Raw genomic sequence first — 20,763 nt, 5'->3', positions numbered from 1 at the left:
GGCGACGGGCCGTGGGGAGGGGCGGGGTCAGCCGCGCGCGGTGCCGGTCTCCTCGGCGGTCCCCTCGGCCGCGTAGTCGAGGGTCAGGGTCTCATCGGCGTCGACGTCGCCCGAGGTGAGGGCGGCCTGGCCGGCGCCGCCGGCCTTGAGGGCGGCGAGGCGGGCCTCCACCTCGGTCTTCTCGCCGAGGTCCTCGAGGGACTCGAACTGGGCGTCGAGGGAGGAGGCGGCGATCTCCTGCTGGCCGCGCACGCGGGCCTCCTCGCGACGGACCTTCTCTTCGAAGCGGGAGACCTCGGAGGTCGGGTCCAGCAGGTCGATCGACTTCACGGCGTCGGCCACCGCGGACTGGGCGTGGGCGGACTTGGCGCGGGCGGTCAGCTCGTCGCGCTTGGCGACCAGCTGCTGACGCTTGACCTTCATCTGGTCCAGACCGGTCTTCAGGCGCTCCACGATCTCGCGCTGCGAGGCGATGGTCGGCTCCGCGGACTTCGCCTGGCGCTCGAAGTCCATCTGGCGCTCGATGGCCACCTTGGCGAGGTTGTCGAACTTGTCCGCCGAGGCGGTGTCACCCTTGGTGCGGAAGTCGTCGGCCTTCTGGGAGGCGGCCAGCGCCTTCTGGCCCCAGCTGCGGGACGCGTCCTGGTCCTCGCGGTAGTCGTCCTCGATCATTCGCAGGTTGCCGATCGTCTGGGCGACGGCGGCCTCGGCCTCCGCGATGTTGTTCGTGTAGTCGCGGACCATCTGGTCCAGCATCTTCTGGGGGTCCTCGGCCTTGTCCAGCATCGCGTTGATGTTGGCCTTCGCCAGCGTGCTGATGCGGCCGAAGATGGACTGCTTGACCATGGTGTCTGCCTTTCGTCGGTCTTTCACGTCAGCGCAGACCGTCGGCCTGCGTCCACCCCGTCCCGCGCGTGCGGGCCGGGCCGGCGCCCGGGGCGCCGGAGTTCATGGGGCGGCGGTCAGAAGCCGCCGCCGGAGATGTCGCCGAACCCGCCGAAGTCGCCGCCGCCGAGGCCGCCGCCGTCGAACCCGCCGAAGCCACCGCCGCCCCAGCTGCCGCTGTTCAGGATCGAGTTCATCAGGATGCCGCCGAGCAGTGCGCCGCCGAGGCCGCCGCCGAAGCTGCCGCCCACTCCGGCGCGCGGGCGTGCACCGTACATGCCGCCCACCATGCCGGGGCCGTAGCCGAAGCCCTCGACGTCCGCGCGGGCCAGCTCGCTCGCGCGCTCGGCCAGCTGGGAGGCGCGCTGCGCCTGCTGGAGGGCGGCCACGGGGTCGGTGCGGCCGAGGCTGATCGCCGAACGCAGCGTGTGGTCGGCCTCCGCGAGCCGGGTCCGGGCCTCCGAGCCCACCGCACCGCGCCGGGCGCCGATGAAGTCGGCCGTGCCGTCGATCTGCGCCTGGGCCTGGGCGATCGTGGAGGTGAGCACCTGGGAGGCCTGGCGGGCCTGCTCCCGAGCGTCGCGGACGCCGGCCAGCGGGGTGTTGAGCTGGCGGTGCGCGGCCTCGAGCTGGTGCAGCAGCTCCAGGGGGTCCGGGCGGCCGGCCGCGAGGGCTCGGCGCACCGCGTTCACAGCGTTCTTCATCCCCGCCACCGGGCCGGCCAGCTCGGGGTTCGACCCGTTGGCCACGAGCGCCTCGGCCTCGGCGACGTCCTGCTCGGACTGGGCGAGGCCCGTCTGCAGGTTGCCCAGCATGGCCCGCAGGGACCCCTCGGCCTTGCCCACCGCCTCCGTGAGCGTGTCCACCTGGCTGAGCGCCTCCTCGGCGGCACGCACGGCCAGCGCCGCCGTGGAGCGGTCCTGGGCGTCCCACGCGCTCCGCGCCTTCGCGACGGCGGTCTCCACGAACTCGAGCCGCTCCCGGGCCTGCGCCGCGTTGTCCGCGACCTCGGCGAGGGCGGACTCCGCGTACTGGCCGTGCAGCGCGGCGATCGCCGACTCGGACTCCTGCACCCGGGACCGCGCCTCGGGCAGGCGGGCGTCGACGCGCTCCAGGGCCTCGGGCACCTGGTTCTCGAGGTCGCGCAGGGAGTCGAACTCCTTCTTGTGCGCCGCGAGGGCCGCACCCACGGCCTCGCTGCGCTGGATGATCTCCTTGAGCCAGGCGCGCTGCTCGGCCTCGGTGTCCGGGATCTCGTCGTCGAGCTGGTGCTGGAGCTGGAACGAGGCCCGCATGTGCTCCTTGGCCCGATCGATGTCCTCGCGGAACGTCGCCACGGACTTCTCCCCGTAGGACGCCTCGGCGAAGCCCAGCTCCTGCTCCGAGGAGCGGATGGCGTCGTCCGCGGCCACGAGCTTCGAGCCGGCCTGGGTGCGCAGCTGCTCCACGCTGAGCTCGTCGAGGGGGTCGCGGCGGACCTCCTCGGTGCGGCCCCCTTCGACCGCGCCGCCCTGCGTGCGCTTCCGGCTGCGGGCCACGAGCACGCCGCCGCCCACGGCCGCGGCCACCGCGCCCGCGCCGAGCACCGCCGTCAGGGCCCCGCCGCCGGAGGCGCCCTGGGCCGTGCTCCCGTCGCCCGCGGTGCCGGCCGGCAGGGCACCGGCCGGATCGTACTCGGCCCCGCTGGCCCCCGTGCCGTCGAGCGTGCCGTCGGCGGCGTCGTCGAGCCCCTGCACCGCGGCGGTGCCCGCCGCGAGCCATTCCGCCGAGCCGGGGTCCGTGCCGATCTTGGACAGCTCCGGGCCCACGTAGGTGCGCGTCACCTGGTTCTGCAGGTCCGCGTCCCCGCCGCTGTCCAGCCCATAGGCGCGGTCCTCGACCGCGATCGCCAGGACCGAGTCGTTCGTCCCGAGCCCGCGCTGGCGCGCCACGTCCTGGGCCAGCGTCTGGGCGTCCGTGCTGAACTCATCCACGTAGACGACGTACAGCCCCTGCCCGGTGTCCCGGCGCAGGTCCTGGATCTCCTGGGTCAGCCGCTGCTCATCGGAGGTCGAGAGCACCCCGGCCTCGTCCACCACGTACACGCCCGGCGGCACCGTCACGGCGTGCGAGGCGGGTGCCGCCACCAGGAGGCCCAGGCCTCCCAGACCCGCGGCGGTCACGGCGCGCGCCAGACGGCCGACATCGGCGGGGCGGGTGGGCACGGTCATGCGGGGTCTCCTTCGACGGCGGAGGCGAGCCGCCGCACCGGGCGGACCCGCCGGATCCTGGGGTTGAGTGTAGGGCGGCGTGGGAATCGGGCACCAGGGATCCGGCGCGGCCGGGACCGTGGGAGGAGCGGACGTTCGGCCTCTAGGCGGCGTTCAGTCATGCACGCTAGCGTGGACGTGCCCCGGGGCGCGCGTCCGCAAGACGACGGGCGTCTGTGTCGACCGCCCGGGGCCCGACCCGAAGCGAGGACCCCGTGGACCAGACCGCCGCCCCCACCCAGCCCCCCGTGCCGACGGCCCGCACCGTCGCGCGTCCCCGGCCCCAGTCCCGCGCCCGTGCCGGGGCGGGCCTGCTCGCCGCAGCCGTGCTCATGGTGGGGCTCTCCGGTTGCGCGGTCGCGGAGGACGGCGGCGAGGCCGCGTCCGAGGCCGCGAGCTCCTCCTCCTCGCAGGCGACGGACACCTCGGCCGAGGCCGGGGGACAGCCCGTGGCGGACACCGCCGTCGGGAACGCCGCGAGGACCGCGCTGCCCTCCGTGGTGACCATCTCCGCGACGTCGAGCTCCGCCTCCGGTTCCGGTTCCGGGTCGATCCTGGACACGGAGGGGCACATCCTCACGAACACCCACGTGGTCACCCTCGGCGGCCAGGCCAACGACGCCGAGCTGACGGTGCGCACCTCGGACGGGGAGGTCTACGCTGCCACCGTCGTGGGCACCGACCCGCTGTCCGACCTGGCCGTCATCAAGATCGACGCCCCGGACCTCACCCCCATCCAGATCGGCCGGTCCGGGGATTTGAAGGTCGGGGACGAGGCCGTCGCCATCGGCGCCCCCCTGGGCCTGCCGAACACCGTGACCGACGGGATCATCTCCACCCTGGACCGGACCATCGCGGTGGCGTCCTCCGAGGCGCCCGAGCCGCAGGGCGAGAGCTCCGGCTCGTCCTCCGGCACCGATCAGTACCGTTTCCAGCTGCCGGGCACCCCGCAGGGCACCCGGGGCGAGGTGTACATCAACGTGCTGCAGACCGACGCGGCCATCAACCCCGGCAACTCCGGAGGCGCGCTCGTCGACGCCGAGGGTCGCCTGGTGGGCGTGAACGTCGCGATCGCCTCGGCCGGCCAGGACCCGAGCGAGGCGGGCAACATCGGGGTCGGCTTCGCCATCCCCGTGGACTACGCCCAGCGGGTCGCACAGGACCTGATCGACCACGGCAAGGCCACGCATGCCATGCTCGGCGTGAGCGTCACCCCGGAGCCCGCCGAGGTGCAGGGCGGCAGCGAGAACGCCCGGACCGTGTTCAGCGACGGCGCCCGCGTCCAGCAGGTCGTGGGAGAGTCGGCGGCCGACGCGGCCGGGCTGAAGGAGGGCGACGTGATCACCGCCGTCGGCGACCGCGCGGTGATCGACTCCGAGTCCCTCACCGCCGTCGTCCGCGAGCACCGCGTGGGAGACTCGGTGGACGTCACCTACCTCCGCGACGGCGCGGAGCAGACGACCGAGGTGACGTTCACGGAGGACACCCGCTCGTGACCACCACGCTCACCACCCCCGCCGCGCTCGCGGCCCACCACGGCTGGCGCCGGGTCCTGGCCGTCGGCGCCCACCCGGACGACCTCGACTTCGGGGCCGCCGCCACCCTGGCCGGCTTCCGCGCGGCCGGGCTGCACATCGAGCTGTGCATCGTGACGGACGGGGACGCCGGCGGCTTCGACTCGGAGGGCCCGGAGGCGATGACCGCCCGCCGGCACGCCGAACAGCGCGCGGCCGCCGCCGTCGTCGGTGCCGCCGAGGTCCACTTCCTCGGCGAGCGCGACGGACACCTCGAGCCGGACCACGGCGTGCGCCGCAAGCTCGTGGCGCTGATGCGCCGCGTCCGCCCGGACGTGGTGCTCAGCACCCACCCGGAGCGGGACTGGGAGCGGATGCAGGCCGCCCACCCGGACCACCTCGCCTGCGGCGAGGCCGTGGTGCGCGCCGCGTACCCGGCGGCCGAGAACCCGTACGCGTACCCGGAGCTCGCGGCGGAGGGGCTCGAGGCGTTCAAGGTCCGGAACCTGCTGCTGTACGCCGCCCCCGCCGCGCGCCGGAACACGGTCGTGGACGTCACGGGCCTGGCGGAGCAGAAGCTGCGCGCCCTCGACGCCCACCTCTCCCAGCACCCGGACGTCGACGCGATGCGGCGGCACGTGCTCGCCCAGATGGCCGAACATCACCGGCGCGCCGCCGGCCCGGCCGCCGCGCCGGGTCACGCCGAGGCGTTCCACCTGGTCACGGTCAACGGTCCGAGCACCATCGCCGGGTTCTGAACCGCCCCCCTGCGGGGGATCTCAGTTGGTGCTCGGCCGACCGCCGTAGCGCGGGCCGGTCTGCGCGGTGGGGTCGAGGTCCACGCCGACGACGGGCTCCGACGTCGGCACCTCCGAGCCCGAGCTGGGCTCCACGGAGATGCCCATCGCCGCGAAGCGGTCCAGCCCCCGGAAGGTGACGGGCTCGCCGAAGCCGTTGGCGTCGAACGTGCCGAGCGAGGCCGGGGCCGTGCCGTCCGAGGGGTAGAGCCACAGCTGGTAGGACTGACCCTCCGGCAGCTGGGGCATCCCGCTGATCGTCAGGTAGCCGCTGTTCTGCTCCCGGGACAGGAACGCCTGGACCGTGCCGCCGTCCTGGGCCGGGTACTCCGAGGTCGTGAACAGGTCCTTCGACTGGTCGATGCGGTGCACGATGCCCGGCCGCGTGAACTGACTCCACACCGTCCACCCGCCGACGCCGAGCACGAGGGCCGCGAGCAGCAGGAGGGCGGTCACCTTGAGCCAGCGCAGGCGGTCCCGCGGCGGGCCGGCGGGGGCGGACTCGTCGCCGATCAGGTCCATGCCCACGTCCTGGGCGGGCAGGCGACGCAGGACCTCGTCGAGCAGGGCCGACGGCGGCTCGGCCGTCACGGACCGGAACGCCCAGGCCACCGCCTGGCGCGCACCGTCCACCCGGGAGCGCCACCGGGCCAGCTCGCCGCCCCGCCGCTGCACGGCGGAGAAGGCCGCGGTGTGCCCGGCCGTGTCGAGGGCGTGCACGGCCGAGAGGTCGGCCAGCTCGAGTGCGCGGCCGGCGTCCACGTCCTCGCGCACGTCCGCGCCGAGTGCCGGGCCGGTCGCCGGGGCCGGCGCGGACGGCCGGGCGGCGTCCTGCGTGAGGTCGCGGCGGGCCGCCACGACCTGCCGCACGCCGTCACGCAGGAGGGTGCGGGCCTGGTCGGCCGGCAGACCCAGCCGATCGGCGACCTCCCGGTCGGTGCAGCCGCCCAGCCACGCCAGTCGCACGGCCTCGTAGGCGTCCGGGGCCACGCGGTCGACGAGGTCCTCGGGCAACGGCGCGGGCCCGGCCGGGCCGGGACGACGCCCACGTTCCGCCGCGGAGCCGCCGGCGCGGCGCAGCGAGGTCATCACACGGTGGGCGAGGACCTCGAGCCACGTGAACACCTGGCGCTCGCGGTGGGTCGCGTCGTCACGCTCGCTCAGGTCGAGCCCGGCCTCGGAGGCCTCCTCCCATGCCGTCAGGTAGGTGCGGACCGTGGCCGCGGCGGCGTCGTCGCCGGGGCCGAACATCGCTTCGGCCAGGCCGTGCACCCACGGGACCGTGGCGTCGTAGAACGCGGAGAACGCGGCCCGGTCACCCTCGGCGCTGCGGCGCAGGAGGGTGTCCAGGGCGGGCTGGCCGGCGTCATCGGGGCGGTCGGCGTGGGGCTCGGACGCGTCAGGAGTCTGCATGGTGGCCTCAGTCTAGGGAATCGGGGCGGGCAGCGGACCCGGCGAAGTCGTGCTGGCGCCAGGCCTCGTACACGGCGATGGAGACGGCGTTCGCCAGGTTCAGGGACCGACGGGCCGGCTGCATGGGCAGGCAGACGGTCTCGGTGACCCGCGGATCGGTCAGCACCTCCTCGGGCAGGCCGGTGGACTCGCGGCCGAAGAGCAGCACGTCGCCGGGCCGGTAGGCGACCCGGTCGTGCCGCACGGACCCGCGCGCGGTGAAGGCCAGCACACGGGCGGGGGCGAGGGCCGCGAGCGCCGCGTCGAGGTCCGGGTGCACCGTCACCACCGCGAGGTCGTGGTAGTCCAGGCCGGCGCGGCGCAGGTGGGCGTCCTCGAACCCGAAGCCCAGCGGCTCCACGAGGTGCAGCTCGGCCCCCGTGAGGGCGGCGAGCCGGATCGCGTTGCCGGTGTTGCCGGGGATCTCCGGGGTGAGCAGCAGGATCCGGAAGCCGGGGGTGCCGGGCGCCGGGGCGCGGTCGGCGCCCTCGTGCGGGTTCGGTCGGGGTGGGGTGGGGGAGTCGGGCACGCGCCCAGCCTAGTGGGGCGCCGCCGGGCGGGGGCGTGCCTCAGTGGAGCCGGTCGACCAGCGCGCCGAGCGCGCGCCGGTCCACGAGGTCCGGGTCCGTGCCGGTGCCCAGGAAGAGCGCGACCTCGCGCGCGAACGCGATCCCGGGTGCGGGCGGGGCGGTGAGCAGGTCGGCCTGCGCCTCCGGCGCGTCGGCGCCGCGCGTGTGGCGGATCACGGGTGCGTGCCGCGCGTCGCGGTCCGTCATCACGTGCACGAATCCGCCGACGGTGACTTGGGGCAGGGCCTGCTGCCACGCCATCATCGCGGGGCCGAGCAGCGGCGGGGCCACGGGGCGGCCCCGGGAGCGCAGGTCCGCCCCGTCCCAGGTGTAGGTCCCTTCCGGGACCATGACGGAGCCGATCAGCGCCAGGCGGTGGCCGCACAGCACCGCGTGGTCCACGTCGAGGTGCCGTCCCCAGCGCCCGCCCAGCCGCAGCCCGGTCAGGACCCGGGCGGCCGGGAGCGCGTCCGCCACGTGGCGCAGCAGCACGTCGAGGGTGCGGGCCTGCCGCAGCACCCGGTGCTCGTCCGGCAGGATGCCGCGCGGCCGCGGCGCCCCGTGGACGCGTTGGCTCGATCGCGGCAGGTCCAGCACGGTCGGGTCCGTCTCCGCCTCGCCGGGCGGGGGCTCGTAGCGCACGGGGCGGGCGGCACGTCCGCCGGGTCCGGACCGTCCCGACGGTCTCGCCGGCCCTGATCCGGCCGTCGCGCGGGGGCTGCGGGGACCGACGTCCGGGCCGGGCAGCGAGAGGTCGTACCGGCGCCGGGCCTCGGCGTCGCCGAGCAGGTCCCACGCCCGCGTCACGGCCCGGAAGGCGGCGGGGTCGCCACCGACGTCGGGGTGCGCGGCCCGGGCCGCGCGGCGGTAGGCCCGCCGGACCTCCTCGGCGGTCGCGTCGCGGGGCACGCCGAGGACCTCGTAGGCGGTGCGGTGCTCCTCGGCCGCGCTCACGACGTGGCGTCCGGGCCGGGGGAGGCGTGCCGCTCGTGGTGCAGGCGCAGGAACAGCATGCCGTCGTCGTGGAGCACCTGGACCAGCTGCAGCCGGGCGGGGAGGCCGGGGCCGTCCTCGCCGGTCAGGACGCGGCCGGCGGCGGGTCCGGCCAGCAGCGGCGCCACGGTGAGGTGCACCTCGTCCACGAGGCCGGCCGCCGCGAGGCTGCCGAACAGGCGCGGTCCGCCCTCGCAGTGGACGACGCGGGCGCCGCGCGCGTGCAGGGTCGCCACCACGGTCTGGGGGTCCACGTGCTCCTCGCCGACCGCCAGCACGTCCGCGTGCGCGGCCAGCGCCGTCGCCCGCTCCGGCTCGGCCGCGAGGCCGGCCCGGGACGTGAGGATCCAGGGGCGGACCGGGGCGGCCGTGAAGAACGCGGACGCCGGGTCCAGGTCCAGGCTGCCGCTGACCACGGCCACGGGCGGGTCGGCAGGCCGGTCGGCCGCCGCGCGTCGACGCCGGTCCTCCTCGGAGAGGAGCGGTCCCTCGTAGCCTTCGGCGCGGATGGTCCCGGCCCCCACGAGGACGACGTCGGCGTCGTGCCGGGACAGCGAGAGCAGCCGCTGGTCCGCGGGGGAGCCGAGCCCGCCCGCACGGCCGTCCAGGGTGGCCGCACCGTCGGCGGAGGCGATGAACACGACGCGGACCCAGGGTCCGGGGCCGGTGTCCTCGGCCGCCGGGGCCGCGAGGGCGGCGCGGAGGGCGTCGTCGTCCAGGCCGGGGCCGGTCTCGGTCAGCCGTCTCATGCCCGCCCCCCGCGGTGGGCGCGGTGTCCGGCCAGGGTGCTGCGGTCCGGCGGCGGGTTCTCCGCGCCCATGTTGTGGACCAGGCGCGCCGGCTCGCGCCACCCGAACACGCACTCGAGCATGCGGGCCGCCGAGACGGAGGCGTCGGCGTCGTGCATGCGCAGGATCCGGGCGCCGCCGTACACGCAGGCCGCGGCCGCGGCCAGCGAGCCGGGCAGGCGCTCGTGCCGGTGCCGGTCCAGGCTCTCGCCGATGAAGTCCTTGTTCGAGACCGCGGCCAGCACGGGCAGCCCCAGGGTGGCGATTTCGTCCAGCCGCCGCGTGATCTCGAGGGTGTGCCGGGTGTTCTTGTTCAGATCGTGGCCGGGGTCCACGATGATCCTCTCCTCGGGGACGCCGAGCGCCACGGCCCGGTCGACGGTGCGCCGCAGGTGGTCGCGGACCTCCCTGACGACGTCGCCGTAGGTCGGCCGGGGGACCACGGCCCGGGGTCCGCGCACGTGGGCGAGGGAGTGGGTGACCACGAGGTGCGCGCCCGCGGCGGCCACCACCCGGCCCAGGTCCGCGTGGAACAGTCCCGTGGTGTCGTTGACGACGTCCGCCCCCGCCGCCAGGGCCGCCTCGGCCACGGCCGGCTGGAACGTGTCCGCCGAGAGGATCAGCCGGCGCGATGCCTCGGACGACCCGGCTCCGTCCCCGCTCCGCAGGGCCGCGATCAGGGGGACCACCCGCGCCGCCTCCTCGGTCGGGTCGAGCTCCGCCCCGGGCGCGAACGGCACGCCGCCGACGTCGACCCACTCGGCTCCGGCGTCCGCCGCGGCGTGGGCCTGGGCGAGGGCGTCCTCCAGGACGGCGCCGGCGCCGTCGTCGTAGAAGGAGTCCGGGGTGCGGTTGACCACGGCCATCGTGACGATCCGGCGGCGGAAGTCGATCTCGTGGTGGGCGAACCGGTGCACCGGGTGGACGAGCGGGACGGAGGGGGTCGGCACCCGGCCATTCAACCACCGGCGCCGCACGGTGACAGTGCGCCCCGGAAGGACTATGTTTCCCTCCCGTGACATTTACCTCGTCGCCGCGGGTCGGCCCGCGCCGGCCCCGCATCCGTCCGACCCAGCTCGTGGTCGGGTCCTTCCTCGTCGCCATCGTGACGGGCACCGGCGCACTGCTGCTGCCCGCCTCGTATCAGGGCCGCGCGCCCACCCCGCTGGAGGCCGCGTTCACGGCGACCAGCGCCACCACGGTGACGGGCCTCGGCGTCGTGGACACCCAGACGTTCTGGACACCCCTGGGTCAGCTCGTGATCCTCACGCTCATCAAGCTCGGTGGCCTGGGCGTCATGACGTTCACGTCGCTGCTGGGGCTGGTGATCCTCCGGCGGCTCGGCCTCACCCAGCGCCTCGACGCCGCGGCCTCCACCCGGGCCGAGGGGATCGGGGACCTGCCCCGGGTGCTGCGGGCCCTGATCCTGTACTCCACGGCCGTCGAGGCCTCGGTGGCGCTGCTGCTGAGCCTGCGCTTCTGGCTGGGCGCGGGAATGTCCCCGGGCCAGGCACTGTGGCAGGGGGTCTTCCACGCGGTCTCCGCATTCAACAACGCCGGGTTCGCGCTGTTCAGCGACAACCTCATGGGCTTCGTCTCGGACCCGTTCATCTGCCTGCCGATCGCGGCGGCGATCATCTTGGGCGGCCTGGGCCTGCCGGTCGTGCTGACCCTGCGGCGAGACCTGCGCCGACCCGAGCGGTGGAACCTCACGGTCCGGCTCGTGCTCGTGGGCACCGCGGTGCTGCTGGTGGGCGGCACGCTCATGTACCTCGTCCTCGAGTGGTCCAACCCGCGGACCCTGGGCGGTCTGGACCCGGCCTCGCGCGTGCTCGCGGCGTTCTTCCAGTCCGTCACGACCCGCACCGCCGGCTTCAACACCCTGGACTACGGGCAGATGCACCCCGTGACGCTCTTCGCCACCGACGTGCTCATGTTCATCGGCGGCGGCCCCGCCGGCACCGCCTCGGGCGTGAAGATCACGACGGCGAGCGTCCTGCTGTTCATCGTGCTCGCGGAGATCCGGGGGGAGGGCGCCGTCCATGCGTTCGGCCGCCGGCTCTCCCGGACCACGCACCGCGAGGCGATCACCGTGATCATGCTCTCCGCGACCGCGATCGCCGTCGCCACGATGGCGCTCATGGGCCTGTCCTCGTTCACGACCGACCAGATCCTGTTCGAGTGCGTGTCCGCGTTCAGCACGGTGGGCCTGTCCACCGGCATCACCGCCCAGCTGCCGCCGGCCGCGCAGGGCATCCTGATGCTCCTCATGTTCGTCGGCCGCATCGGCCCCGCCACCGTCGCCGGCAGCCTGGCCCTGACCGACCGCACCCGCCACTTCGAGTACCCGAAGGAGAGACCCCTCATTGGCTGATCTCACCCGTTCCCTGTTCGCCCCCCGCCGGGGCGACCGCCCCACCGTGGCCGTCCTCGGGCTCGGCCGGTTCGGCTCAGGGGTCGCCCGCGAGCTCATGGAGTCCGACTGCCACGTGCTGGGGGTCGACGCCGATGCCGAGGCCGTCCAGGCGCTCAACGGCCGGCTGACCCACGTCGTCCGCGCGGACAGCACGGACGAGGAGGCGATGCGCCAGCTCTCGGTCCACGAGATGGACCACGTCGTCGTCGCCATCGGCGGCGACCTCGCGGACTCGATCCTCACCGTCTCGCTGATGCGGCGGTTCGGGACGCACCAGCTCTGGGCCAAGGCCAATGACGACCGCCACGGCGAGATCCTGCGTCAGCTCGGCGTGGAGCACGTGGTCCACCCGGAGCGGGACATGGGCCGCCGCGTGGCGCACCTGGTCAGCACGTCCTTCCAGGACTTCGTCGAGGTCGAGCCGGGCCTGGCCATGGTCCGGGCCACGCCGCCGTCGCGCCTGCTGGGCAGGGACCTGCGAGCCACCGGGCTCGCGGGGGAGCGGGGCATGCGCGTGGTCGCGGTCCGCAGCCGCGGCACGTGGCTCTACCCGCCGAGTCACTACGTCCTCGAGCCCGAGGACACGATCCTCCTGGTGGGCCCGACCCGCGACGTCGAGCGGTTCCTCGCCCGGGACTGATCCGGGCACATCCGGCGCGGCTCCTAGACTGGCCGGGTGACCACCCCGGACCGCGTGCACCTGGACCACGCCGCCACCACGACGGTGCGCCCCACCGCGCTCGCGGCCCTGGCCGAGGCGGCCGCGCTGCCGGGCAACCCGGCCTCCCTCCACGCCTCCGGCCGCCGGGCCAAGCTGCACCTCGAGGAGGCGCGGGAGCGCATCGCCGCGGCGCTCGGGGCGCACCCCCCCGAGGTGATCCTCACGTCCGGGGGCACCGAGGCGGACAACCTCGCCGTCCAGGGGCTGTACCGGGCCCGCCGCGCGGTCGCGCCGGAGCGCACCCGGATCGTGCTGACCGGCATCGAGCACCACGCGGTCCTCGACGTGGTGGACTGGCTCGCTGCGCACGAGGGTGCCGAGCCGGTGCTCGTCCCGGTCGACGACGACGGGCGGGTCGACCTCGCCGCATGGGGGGCCGCGCTGGCGGCCGCGCCCGAGCGGACCGCCCTGGCCACGCTGATGTGGGCCAACAACGAGATCGGCACGGTCCAGCCCGTCGCGGAGGCCGCCCGGCTCGCGGCCGACCACGGGATCCCGTTGCACACCGACGCCGTCCAGGCCCTCGGGGCGGTGCCCGTGGACTTCGCCGCGTCCGGGGCCGCGACCCTGGCCGTCTCGGGGCACAAGGTCGGTGCCCCCGTGGGTGTCGGCGCCCTGTTCGTGCGCCGGGACGTCACCCTGGAGGCCGTGGTGCACGGCGGCGGTCAGGAACGCCGCCTGCGCTCGGGCACGGTGTCGGTGGCGCTGGCCGCCGCGCTGGCGGCCGCCGTGGCGGAGGCCGTCGCGGAGCAGCCCGCCGAGGCCGCCCGCCTGGGCGGGCTGCGGGACGAGGTGATCGCCGCCGTCGACGCCCTGGACGGGGTGCGCCTGACCGGGCCGCGGGACCTCGACCCGGCGACGGGGGAGCCGCTGCCGCCGGGGACGCGCCGACTGCCCGGCAACGTCCACATCACCGTGCCGGGCCGGACGGCGGACGCGCTGCTGTTCTCCTTCGACATGGCCGGACTGGACACCTCGTCCGGGTCGGCGTGCACCGCCGGGGTGGCCGAGCCGTCGCACGTGGTCGCGGCCCTGCCGGGGCGGACGGAGGCCGACGCGCGGGCCACCCAGCGGTTCACCCTCGGCCGGACGACGACGCTGGCCGAGACGGCCGCGCTCATCGACGCGCTGCGGACGCTGCTGGGGCCGGGCGTCTAGACTGGAGCGCCCGTCCGTCGTCGAGAGAGGAGTCCGCCCGTGAAGGTCCTGGCCGCCATGTCCGGGGGAGTCGACTCCGCCGTCGCCGCGGCGCGTGCCGTGGACGCCGGGCACGACGTCGTCGGCGTCCACCTGGCCCTGTCCCGCATGCCCGGCACCCTGCGCACCGGCTCGCGTGGCTGCTGCACCATCGAGGACGCCTCGGACGCGTGGCGCGCGTGCGAGCGGCTCGGCATCCCCTTCTACACGTGGGACTTCTCCGAGCGGTTCGCGGAGGACGTCGTGGACGACTTCGTGGCCGAGTACGAGGCCGGCCGCACGCCCAACCCGTGCATGCGCTGCAACGAGCGCATCAAGTTCGCGGCGCTGCTCGAGCGCGCCCTCGAGCTGGGCTTCGACGCCGTCTGCACCGGCCACTACGCCGCCGTGCGGCCCGGTCCGGACGGCTCGCTGGAGCTGCACCGCGCCGCGGACGACGCGAAGGACCAGTCCTACGTGCTCGGCGTGCTGACCGCGGATCAGCTCGCCCACTGCCTCTTCCCGCTCGCGGACACGCCGTCCAAGGAGCTCGTGCGCGCCGAGGCGGCCGAGCGCGGCCTGTCCGTGGCGGCGAAGCCGGACTCCCACGACATCTGCTTCATCCCCGACGGCGACACCCGCGGCTGGCTGGCCGAGCGCATCGACCTGGCCCCCGGCCCCATCGTGGACCCGGAGGGGCGGGAGCTCGGCACCCACGCGGGCGCCCAGGCGTTCACGGTCGGCCAGCGCAAGGGCCTGGCCATCGGCCGTCCCGCGCCCGACGGCAAGCCCCGGTTCGTGCTCGAGGTGCGGCCGAAGGAGAACACGGTGGTCGTCGGCGGCCGCGAGCTGCTCGACGTCGACCGCATCACCGGCATCCGCCCGTCGTGGGCCGGCGCCCCGGTGCCCGAAGCCCGCACGGGCGCCTGGTTCGACTGCGCGCTGCAGTTCCGGGCCCACGGCGAGATCGTCGAGGCCCGCGCCCGCCAGCGCGCCGACGCGGCGGGGCATCCGGGGTGGGAGATCGAGCCGGGGCGCCCCCTGCGCGGCGTGGCTCCCGGTCAGACGGCCGTCCTGTACCGGGGCACCCGCGTGCTCGGCCAGGCCACCATCGACACCGCCCGCAATGCCCGGCTGTCGGCCCCCGCGGATGCGTAGGCTTCGGCCATGAGCCCGGACTACGACCCCCACGCCAGCTCGCTGCCCGGCACCGCGGACCCGGCGGTCCTCGACGAGCTCTTCGCGATCCGCGGCAGCATCGACAACATCGACGCCTCGCTCGTCTACCTGCTGGCCGAGCGGTTCAAGTTCACGCAGCGGGTCGGCGCGCTGAAGGCCCGGCACGACCTGCCGCCCTCGGACCCCGGGCGTGAGGCCGCCCAGATCGCGCGGCTGCACCGGCTCGCGCTCGAGGCGGACCTCGAGCCCGCGTTCGCCGAGAAGTTCCTGAACTTCATCATCGCCGAGGTCATCCGCCACCACCGCGCGCTGGCGGCCGAGGGCCGGTCGGACGCCGAGGCGGAGCCGGGGGCGGGCTCCGGGGACGCGGATGACTGAGGCCGCCCACGACGACGGCGCCACCGGCCCCGTCGCCCTCGGCGGCACGCCGTGGCGCGGCACCGACGTCGCCGAGGCGCAGCGCGTCACGCTCGGCGAGCTCGGCGCGGACCACTGGCCGGTGCTCCCCGAGCTGCCCGATCGCGGACCCGGCGCCGACGCCACCGGCCGCTCGGCCGCCCTCCTGCAGGAGCTGGCCGTCGACCTGCAGCCGCACGGCTGGCGGGTCAGCCCGCCCGGGGCCGCCGGCTCCGGCCGAGACCGACGCCGGGCCGTCTCCCTCTGGCGCGAGGACGCGCACCGCTGGGCGGACACCGCGGGGGCCGAGGGCGCCGTCGTCGAACGTCTGGCCGTGCGGGTGCGCGGCCCGCTCAGCCTGCTCGCCGGCCTCTGGCTGCCCGGGGGAGAGCGCGTCCTCGGCGACCACGGCGCCCGCCGCGACGTCGCCGAGTCCTATCTCGAGGGACTGCAGGACGCCCTGCCCCGCCTCCGGAGGGCCACCGGGGCGGCCCGCCTCGGCGTCGTCGTCGACGAGCCGTGGGCGGCGGCCGTCCTCGCCGGGACCCTGCCCACCGCGAGCGGGTACCGCACCGTCCGGTCGCTGCCGCGCGAGGAGGCCCGCGGCCTGTGGCGCGCCGCTCTCGACGGGCTCACCGCCCTGCCCGACGTCGCCCGGGTGTGGCTTGCGCCGGGCCGCCGCACCGCCTCCCCGGGGGCCGAGCTGCCCGGGCCCGCCGCGCTGGCGGCGCTGACGGGAGAGTCCCTGCCCAGGCCCGACGCAGCCGCGGACGCGCCTGCCCGGGCCCCGGTCTCGCTCGTGGTGGGCGTGGGCGCCCTCGACGACGGCACGGACGGCACGCCCGGCACCCGCGAGGCGTGGGAGGCCGCGGCCGGCTGGGCCGACGTCGGGCGCGGGCTGACCCTGGCCCCCGAGCCGGGCGTGCGCCCGGTCGACGTCGTCCGCACGTGGGAACGGCTGGGGGTGGACCCCGGACGGGTGGGCGACGTCGGCCTCACGGCGGCGGGGTCGCACGACCCCGCCGTGCTCCGCACTCTGCGGCGGGACGCGGAGGAGCTGGCCGCACGGCTCGCCGAACTGCGCGGCTGAGCCGGCGCCCCGACGGACCGGGGCGACCTCCGGCGTCGTCCGCCGTGGACGGGCCCGCCCGGCGGGTATCATCGGGCTGATCCTGAAAATTTCCTGTGCCCGGGGCCGGTCCCGCTCGCGGCGCCGGGGGGAGCGCTGACGAGGAGGTCAGGATGGGCAAGGCCAAGATCCTGGTGGTGGACGACGACGAGGCGCTGGCCGAGATGATCGGCATCGTCCTGCGCAATGACGGCTTCGAGCCGGCGTTCGCCGCGGACGGCACCTCCGCACTGCCCGCGTTCCACCGCGAGCGCCCCGATCTCGTGCTGCTGGACCTCATGCTCCCCGGCATCGACGGCATCGAGGTCTGCAGGCTCATCCGAGCCGAGTCGGACGTGCCGATCGTGATGCTCACGGCCAAGTCGGACACGGCGGACGTGGTGCGCGGCCTCGAGTCGGGTGCGGACGACTACGTGCCCAAGCCGTTCAAGCCGGCCGAGCTCGTGGCCCGCGTCCGGGCCCGCCTGCGTGAGGGGGAGGCCAAGCCGGCGGAGGTCCTGCACATCGGGGACCTCGAGATCGACGTGGCGGGCCACGAGGTCACCCGCGGCGGCGTCGGCATCGCCCTCACCCCGCTGGAGTTCGACCTCCTCGTGGCCCTCGCCCGGCGGCCGCGCCACGTCTTCACCCGCGAGATGCTGCTGGAGGAGGTCTGGGGGTACCGGCACCAGGCCGACACCCGGCTCGTGAACGTCCACGTCCAGCGCCTGCGCTCGAAGGTCGAGCCGGATCCCGAGAACCCGTGCGTCGTGCTGACCGTCCGCGGCGTCGGGTACAAGGCCGGCCAGGGCTGAGGGCATGACGGTGTCCGGCCCGGGTCTGAGCGCGGCCCCGGCGGCCGAGTCCGGTGCCGAGCCGGTCGAGCCCGCCGCCGCCCGCCCACGGTCGTGGGGCCCCGGCCCCGCGTGGCGTGCGCTGCGCCGCCGGTGGCGTCGGTCCCTGCGGCTGCGCACGGCGGTGCTCGCGGCCCTGCTCTCGATCCTCGCGGGCCTCGTGGTCGCCGCGTTCCTCACGCAGCAGATCACCCAGGCCCTCTTCGAGGCCCGCTACGAGCAGGTCCAGTCCGAGGCACGCCGTGGCCTGAGCCAGGTGCGCGAGACGTTCGCGCAGACCACCGCCACGGACGCGCAGAGCACGGACGTGCTGGTGACCCAGACCCTGCGCGCCCTCGAAGGCGACTCCGGCACGACGATCCGCCGCCGCTACCACCTCGCCCCGCTGCCGGACTCCGAGTCCGCGTACGTGGGGACGATCTCCTCCGCCGGGCTCGATCCCGCAGTGATCCCCCAGGAGCTGCAGGACGCGGTCGCCTCCGGGCCGGGCGTGTACGACGCGAGCGTGGCGCTGCCGAACCCCGGCGGTGGCACCCGGCCCGGCCTCGTGTTCGGCGCCCAGATGGTGCTGCCCCCGGGTGCCAACTACGGGCTCTACCTCGTCTACGACCTCGCGGACGTCCAGAGCTCGCTCGACTCGGTGCTCAGGGTGCTGCTGGTGTTCGGCGTCGGCTTCCTGGTGATCAACGTGCTGGTCTCGTGGTGGGTCTCGCGGCGTGTGACCCTGCCCGTGCAGCAGGCGGCCCGGGCGGCCGAGTCCCTCTCGAGCGGCAACCTGGCCGTGCGGATGCCGGTCGACGGTGAGGACGAGATGGCCCGCCTGGGCATGTCCTTCAACCGGATGGCGGACAGCATCCAGGACCAGATCGGCCAGCTCGCCCAGCTGTCCCAGATGCAGCAGCGGTTCGTCTCGGACGTCTCCCATGAGCTGCGCACGCCGCTGACGACCGTGCGGATGGCGGCCGACGTGCTGCACGGCTCACGCGAGGACTTCGACCCGGTCAGCCGACGCTCGACCGAGCTGCTCTACCACCAGGTGGACCGCTTCCAGGCCATGCTCGCGGACCTGCTGGAGATCACCCGGTTCGACGCCGGCGCCGCCACCCCGGCCCTCGAGGCCACGGACATGCTCGAGCTGGCCCGCGACGTCGTGCTCACCTCTCAGCCGCTGGCCGATCAGATCGGCGTGCCCGTGTACATGGTGCCCATGGACCGGGACCGCGCCGACGGCCACGTCGCCTGGGTCGACCCGCGGCGGATCGAACGGATCCTGCGCAACCTGGTGAACAACGCGATCGAGCACGCCGAGGGCCGGCCGGTGGACGTGCTCGTGGCGGCCGACGAGGGGGCCGTCACGTTCGCCGTCGTGGACCACGGCATCGGCATGAGCCCCGAGCAGGTGCAGCGCGTGTTCGACCGGTTCTGGCGCGCCGACCCCTCACGCAAGCGCACCACCGGCGGGTCCGGACTGGGTCTGGCGATCGCCACCGAGGACACCCGGCTGCACGGCGGTCGGCTCGAGGCGTGGGGCGAGCTGGGGGAGGGGTCCACCTTCATGGTGACCCTGCCGCGGGCGCCGCGCCCGGCCACGCAGGGCGCCGAGGCCCCCGAGCCGATCGGCCGCTCCGTGCTGCCCATTCCGCCCCGCTACAGCACGGCGGACCGCCGGTACGCCGATGACCTGTCCCGGCCCGTCCCGCAGGAGGCGGACGCCGACGCCGTCGGCACGGTCGCGGACGTCGCCGCGGCGGCCGCGGCCGCCCCGCCGTCCGCGCGCCAGACCGAGCAGGCCCTGACCGCACCGACCCGGCCGGTGCGCGTGGTCCCTGCGGAGGATCCCGCCCACGGGTCGGCCCCCGGGGACCCGACCGGCGACGACCCGGCCGAGGAGGCCCGATGACCACCGTGGATCCGCAGCCGCCCCGCCCGCCGCGGGTCGCCGTCGTCGGCGTGATCGTCGCCCTGATGCTCGCCCTCAGCGGCTGCACCCAGATCCCCCAGAGCTCCGAGGTGCGCAGCGCCGACCCGGTCGACGGGGCCACCGCAGACGCCGACGCGCCGCAGTTCCATCCGCCGGGACCGGCCGAGTCGGACACGGCGGAGGAGGCCATCCGGGGCTTCCTGCTCGCGGGCACGAGCCCGCAGGACGACTACGCGGTGGCGCGCCAGTTCCTCGACGGGCCCGCGGCCACCCAGTGGACGCCCGGGCAGCGCACCCTCGTGTACTCGGCGGAGCCGCGCATCACCCGGGGCGACGGCGCCGGGGACTACCAGATCCAGGTCGAGGTCGACTCGGAGATCGACGAGTACGGCCTGCGGACCATCGCGCCGCCGGGGACCACGCAGGCCTGGGCGGTCACGGTGCAGGAACGGCCGCAGGGCATGCGGATCACGTCCACGGAGAACGGCACGCTGCTCTCCCAGGCGCAGTTCGGACAGCTGTTCGCCCCGCACGAGCTCGCCTTCTACGACACCGCGAAGCGCTACGTCGTGCCGGACGTGCGGTGGTTCGTCAATCGGGGCACCACCGTGACCGCGGTGACGCGAGCGCTGCTGCGCGGGCCGGCACCGTATCTGGCCGGGGCGGTGGACACGGCCTTCCCGCTGCGCACCGGCACCGACCTGGCCGCACCCACGGTGCCCGTCGACGACGACGGCGTGGCCCACGTCGACCTCACCCAGGCGGCCGCCGAGGGGGCCGACGCCGACCGGCGGCACCGCATGCGGGAGCAGCTGGAGCTGACCCTGACGGGCCTCCAATCGGTCAAGGAGGTCGAGGTGACCGTCGCCGGCGCCCAGCTGTCCACGTCGGGAGACGACGGCCCCGCCCCGGTCCAGACCGACCCCGCCGTCGGCTCAGTCCAGGTGGGCATCGACACGGCGACGGGCGGACTCGTGTACGTGCAGGGGACCAGCGTCACGCCGGTGGGCGGCGCCCCGGACGTCACCGCGCTCGATCCGGTCCGCCCGACCATGTCCGGCGACCGCAGCCGCTTCGCGTTCGTCACCCGTGACCGGACGGCGGTCCACGTCGCCGGCACGGACGGCTCCCTGCGGGAGGTGCTGCGCGGCACCGGGCTCACCGTCCCGTCGCTGGACCTCCTGGGCTGGGTGTGGGCGGCCGACCGGGGCACGACCTCGCGGATCCGCGCCGTCTCGGCCCAGCCCGGCGGGCAGGAGCGCATCGTGACGGCCACCTGGCTGCGCCCCGGCGAGCGGATCGTCGACCTGCGGTTGGCCCGGAGCGGGGCCCGGGCCGCGATGCTCGTCGACGACGGCCAGCGGACCACCCTGCGCGTGTCCGGCGTCGTGCGCGGTTCGGACGGGGTGCCGAACGCCCTGACCGAGCCGATCCTGCTGCCCTCCTCCGGGTCGGAGGACTCGGTGGAGTGGGCCGGCGACACGAACCTGCTCGTCTCGGCGTACGCCGCGAAGCCCGACGAGCGCGTGGTGCCGCGGATCGTCTCGGTCGATGGCACCGTCCGGGAGCTCAACCCACTGGGCGGCCTGCGGGGGATCTCCGCCGGCGACGACGGCGCCTATTACGCGGAGACGGAGGAGTTCGTGTTCCTGCTGGTGGGCTCCTCGTGGCGGGCGCAGGAGCTCGACCGCGGGGTACGCGACCTCTCGTTCCCGGACTGAGCCGGGCCGGCGCCGGGCGCCCAT

General features: G+C 75.4%; 18 protein-coding genes. 11 read left to right on the top strand and 7 right to left on the bottom strand.

From position 1 onward, the window contains the following. Window positions 1-27 precede the first annotated feature (27 nt). Together O3T09_RS10080 and O3T09_RS10075 are read right to left on the bottom strand one after the other, a co-directional pair. A complete protein-coding gene (locus O3T09_RS10080; protein ID WP_002854906.1) occupies window positions 28-846 on the bottom strand; it encodes a PspA/IM30 family protein in 819 nt (272 codons plus the stop codon). A 116-nt stretch (window positions 847-962) separates the two neighbouring features. After that, window positions 963-3,095 carry a TPM domain-containing protein gene (locus O3T09_RS10075; RefSeq protein WP_101966055.1) on the bottom strand — a complete coding sequence of 711 codons (2,133 nt, stop codon included), beginning with the start codon at window positions 3,093-3,095 and terminating at the stop codon, window positions 963-965. A gap of 254 nt (window positions 3,096-3,349) precedes the next feature. Here O3T09_RS10075 and O3T09_RS10070 point away from each other — a divergent pair, with 254 nt between their 5' ends. Together O3T09_RS10070 and O3T09_RS10065 are read left to right on the top strand one after the other, a co-directional pair. Next, a complete protein-coding gene (locus tag O3T09_RS10070) occupies window positions 3,350-4,630 on the top strand; it encodes a S1C family serine protease (protein ID WP_051995236.1) in 1,281 nt (426 codons plus the stop codon). Further along, complete coding sequence (locus O3T09_RS10065) at window positions 4,627-5,406, top strand: PIG-L deacetylase family protein (RefSeq protein WP_036314367.1); 780 nt, start codon at window positions 4,627-4,629, stop codon at window positions 5,404-5,406. Before O3T09_RS10070 ends, O3T09_RS10065 begins: the two co-directional genes overlap by 4 nt. A 21-nt stretch (window positions 5,407-5,427) precedes the next feature. Here O3T09_RS10065 and O3T09_RS10060 read toward each other — a convergent pair whose 3' ends face one another. From O3T09_RS10060 to folP, 5 genes are read right to left on the bottom strand one after another with little or no spacing between them, the layout of a single operon-like run. Then, on the bottom strand, window positions 5,428-6,858 hold the full coding sequence (locus tag O3T09_RS10060) for an anti-sigma factor domain-containing protein (protein ID WP_044659765.1): 1,431 nt from the start codon (window positions 6,856-6,858) through the stop codon (window positions 5,428-5,430). 7 nt (window positions 6,859-6,865) lie between these two features. Next, a complete protein-coding gene (locus tag O3T09_RS10055; RefSeq protein WP_044659766.1) occupies window positions 6,866-7,426 on the bottom strand; it encodes a tRNA (cytidine(34)-2'-O)-methyltransferase in 561 nt (186 codons plus the stop codon). A 40-nt stretch (window positions 7,427-7,466) separates the two neighbouring features. Then, window positions 7,467-8,420 (bottom strand): J domain-containing protein, encoded by a 954-nt coding sequence (locus O3T09_RS10050; RefSeq protein ID WP_049147346.1) that lies wholly within the window; start codon window positions 8,418-8,420, stop codon window positions 7,467-7,469. After that, on the bottom strand, window positions 8,417-9,208 hold the full coding sequence (locus O3T09_RS10045; protein WP_049147344.1) for a dihydrofolate reductase family protein: 792 nt from the start codon (window positions 9,206-9,208) through the stop codon (window positions 8,417-8,419). The genes O3T09_RS10050 and O3T09_RS10045 overlap by 4 nt, the downstream gene beginning before the upstream one ends. Next, window positions 9,205-10,197, bottom strand: a complete 993-nt coding sequence (folP, locus tag O3T09_RS10040; protein ID WP_136940065.1) for a dihydropteroate synthase — start codon at window positions 10,195-10,197, stop codon at window positions 9,205-9,207. The genes O3T09_RS10045 and folP overlap by 4 nt, the downstream gene beginning before the upstream one ends. A 65-nt stretch (window positions 10,198-10,262) precedes the next feature. Between folP and O3T09_RS10035 the strand changes: the two genes are divergently transcribed. The 9 genes from O3T09_RS10035 (at window position 10,263) to O3T09_RS09995 (ending at window position 20,739) form a co-directional block, all read left to right on the top strand. Beyond that, window positions 10,263-11,621, top strand: a complete 1,359-nt coding sequence (locus tag O3T09_RS10035; protein WP_162833775.1) for a TrkH family potassium uptake protein — start codon at window positions 10,263-10,265, stop codon at window positions 11,619-11,621. Next, on the top strand, window positions 11,614-12,303 hold the full coding sequence (locus tag O3T09_RS10030; protein WP_036315984.1) for a potassium channel family protein: 690 nt from the start codon (window positions 11,614-11,616) through the stop codon (window positions 12,301-12,303). The genes O3T09_RS10035 and O3T09_RS10030 overlap by 8 nt, the downstream gene beginning before the upstream one ends. 36 nt (window positions 12,304-12,339) lie before the next feature. After that, window positions 12,340-13,542: a cysteine desulfurase family protein gene (locus O3T09_RS10025; RefSeq protein WP_049147342.1), complete on the top strand. Its 1,203-nt coding sequence runs from the start codon at window positions 12,340-12,342 to the stop codon at window positions 13,540-13,542. A gap of 39 nt (window positions 13,543-13,581) precedes the next feature. Next, the gene (mnmA, locus tag O3T09_RS10020) at window positions 13,582-14,718 is read left to right on the top strand and encodes a tRNA 2-thiouridine(34) synthase MnmA (RefSeq protein ID WP_049147340.1); all 1,137 of its coding nucleotides are present in this window, start codon (window positions 13,582-13,584) and stop codon (window positions 14,716-14,718) included. Window positions 14,719-14,727: 9 nt separating this feature from the next. Then, complete coding sequence (locus O3T09_RS10015; protein ID WP_049147338.1) at window positions 14,728-15,117, top strand: chorismate mutase; 390 nt, start codon at window positions 14,728-14,730, stop codon at window positions 15,115-15,117. Next, the gene (locus tag O3T09_RS10010) at window positions 15,110-16,225 is read left to right on the top strand and encodes a hypothetical protein (RefSeq protein ID WP_049147336.1); all 1,116 of its coding nucleotides are present in this window, start codon (window positions 15,110-15,112) and stop codon (window positions 16,223-16,225) included. The genes O3T09_RS10015 and O3T09_RS10010 overlap by 8 nt, the downstream gene beginning before the upstream one ends. 152 nt (window positions 16,226-16,377) lie before the next feature. Continuing rightward, window positions 16,378-17,058 carry an MtrAB system response regulator MtrA gene (gene mtrA / locus O3T09_RS10005; RefSeq protein ID WP_049147334.1) on the top strand — a complete coding sequence of 227 codons (681 nt, stop codon included), beginning with the start codon at window positions 16,378-16,380 and terminating at the stop codon, window positions 17,056-17,058. Window positions 17,059-17,062: 4 nt separating this feature from the next. After that, window positions 17,063-18,997 carry an MtrAB system histidine kinase MtrB gene (mtrB, locus tag O3T09_RS10000; protein WP_049147332.1) on the top strand — a complete coding sequence of 645 codons (1,935 nt, stop codon included), beginning with the start codon at window positions 17,063-17,065 and terminating at the stop codon, window positions 18,995-18,997. Beyond that, window positions 18,994-20,739 (top strand): LpqB family beta-propeller domain-containing protein, encoded by a 1,746-nt coding sequence (locus O3T09_RS09995; protein WP_049147329.1) that lies wholly within the window; start codon window positions 18,994-18,996, stop codon window positions 20,737-20,739. The genes mtrB and O3T09_RS09995 overlap by 4 nt, the downstream gene beginning before the upstream one ends. Window positions 20,740-20,763: the final 24 nt, after the last annotated feature.

The sequence above is a fragment of the Micrococcus sp. H39-S4 genome (assembly GCF_027158145.1).
Taxonomy (GTDB): domain Bacteria; phylum Actinomycetota; class Actinomycetes; order Actinomycetales; family Micrococcaceae; genus Micrococcus; species Micrococcus luteus.
Note: the sequence above shows the minus strand (reverse complement) of the source record. Positions and strands in the feature narration are given on the sequence as shown.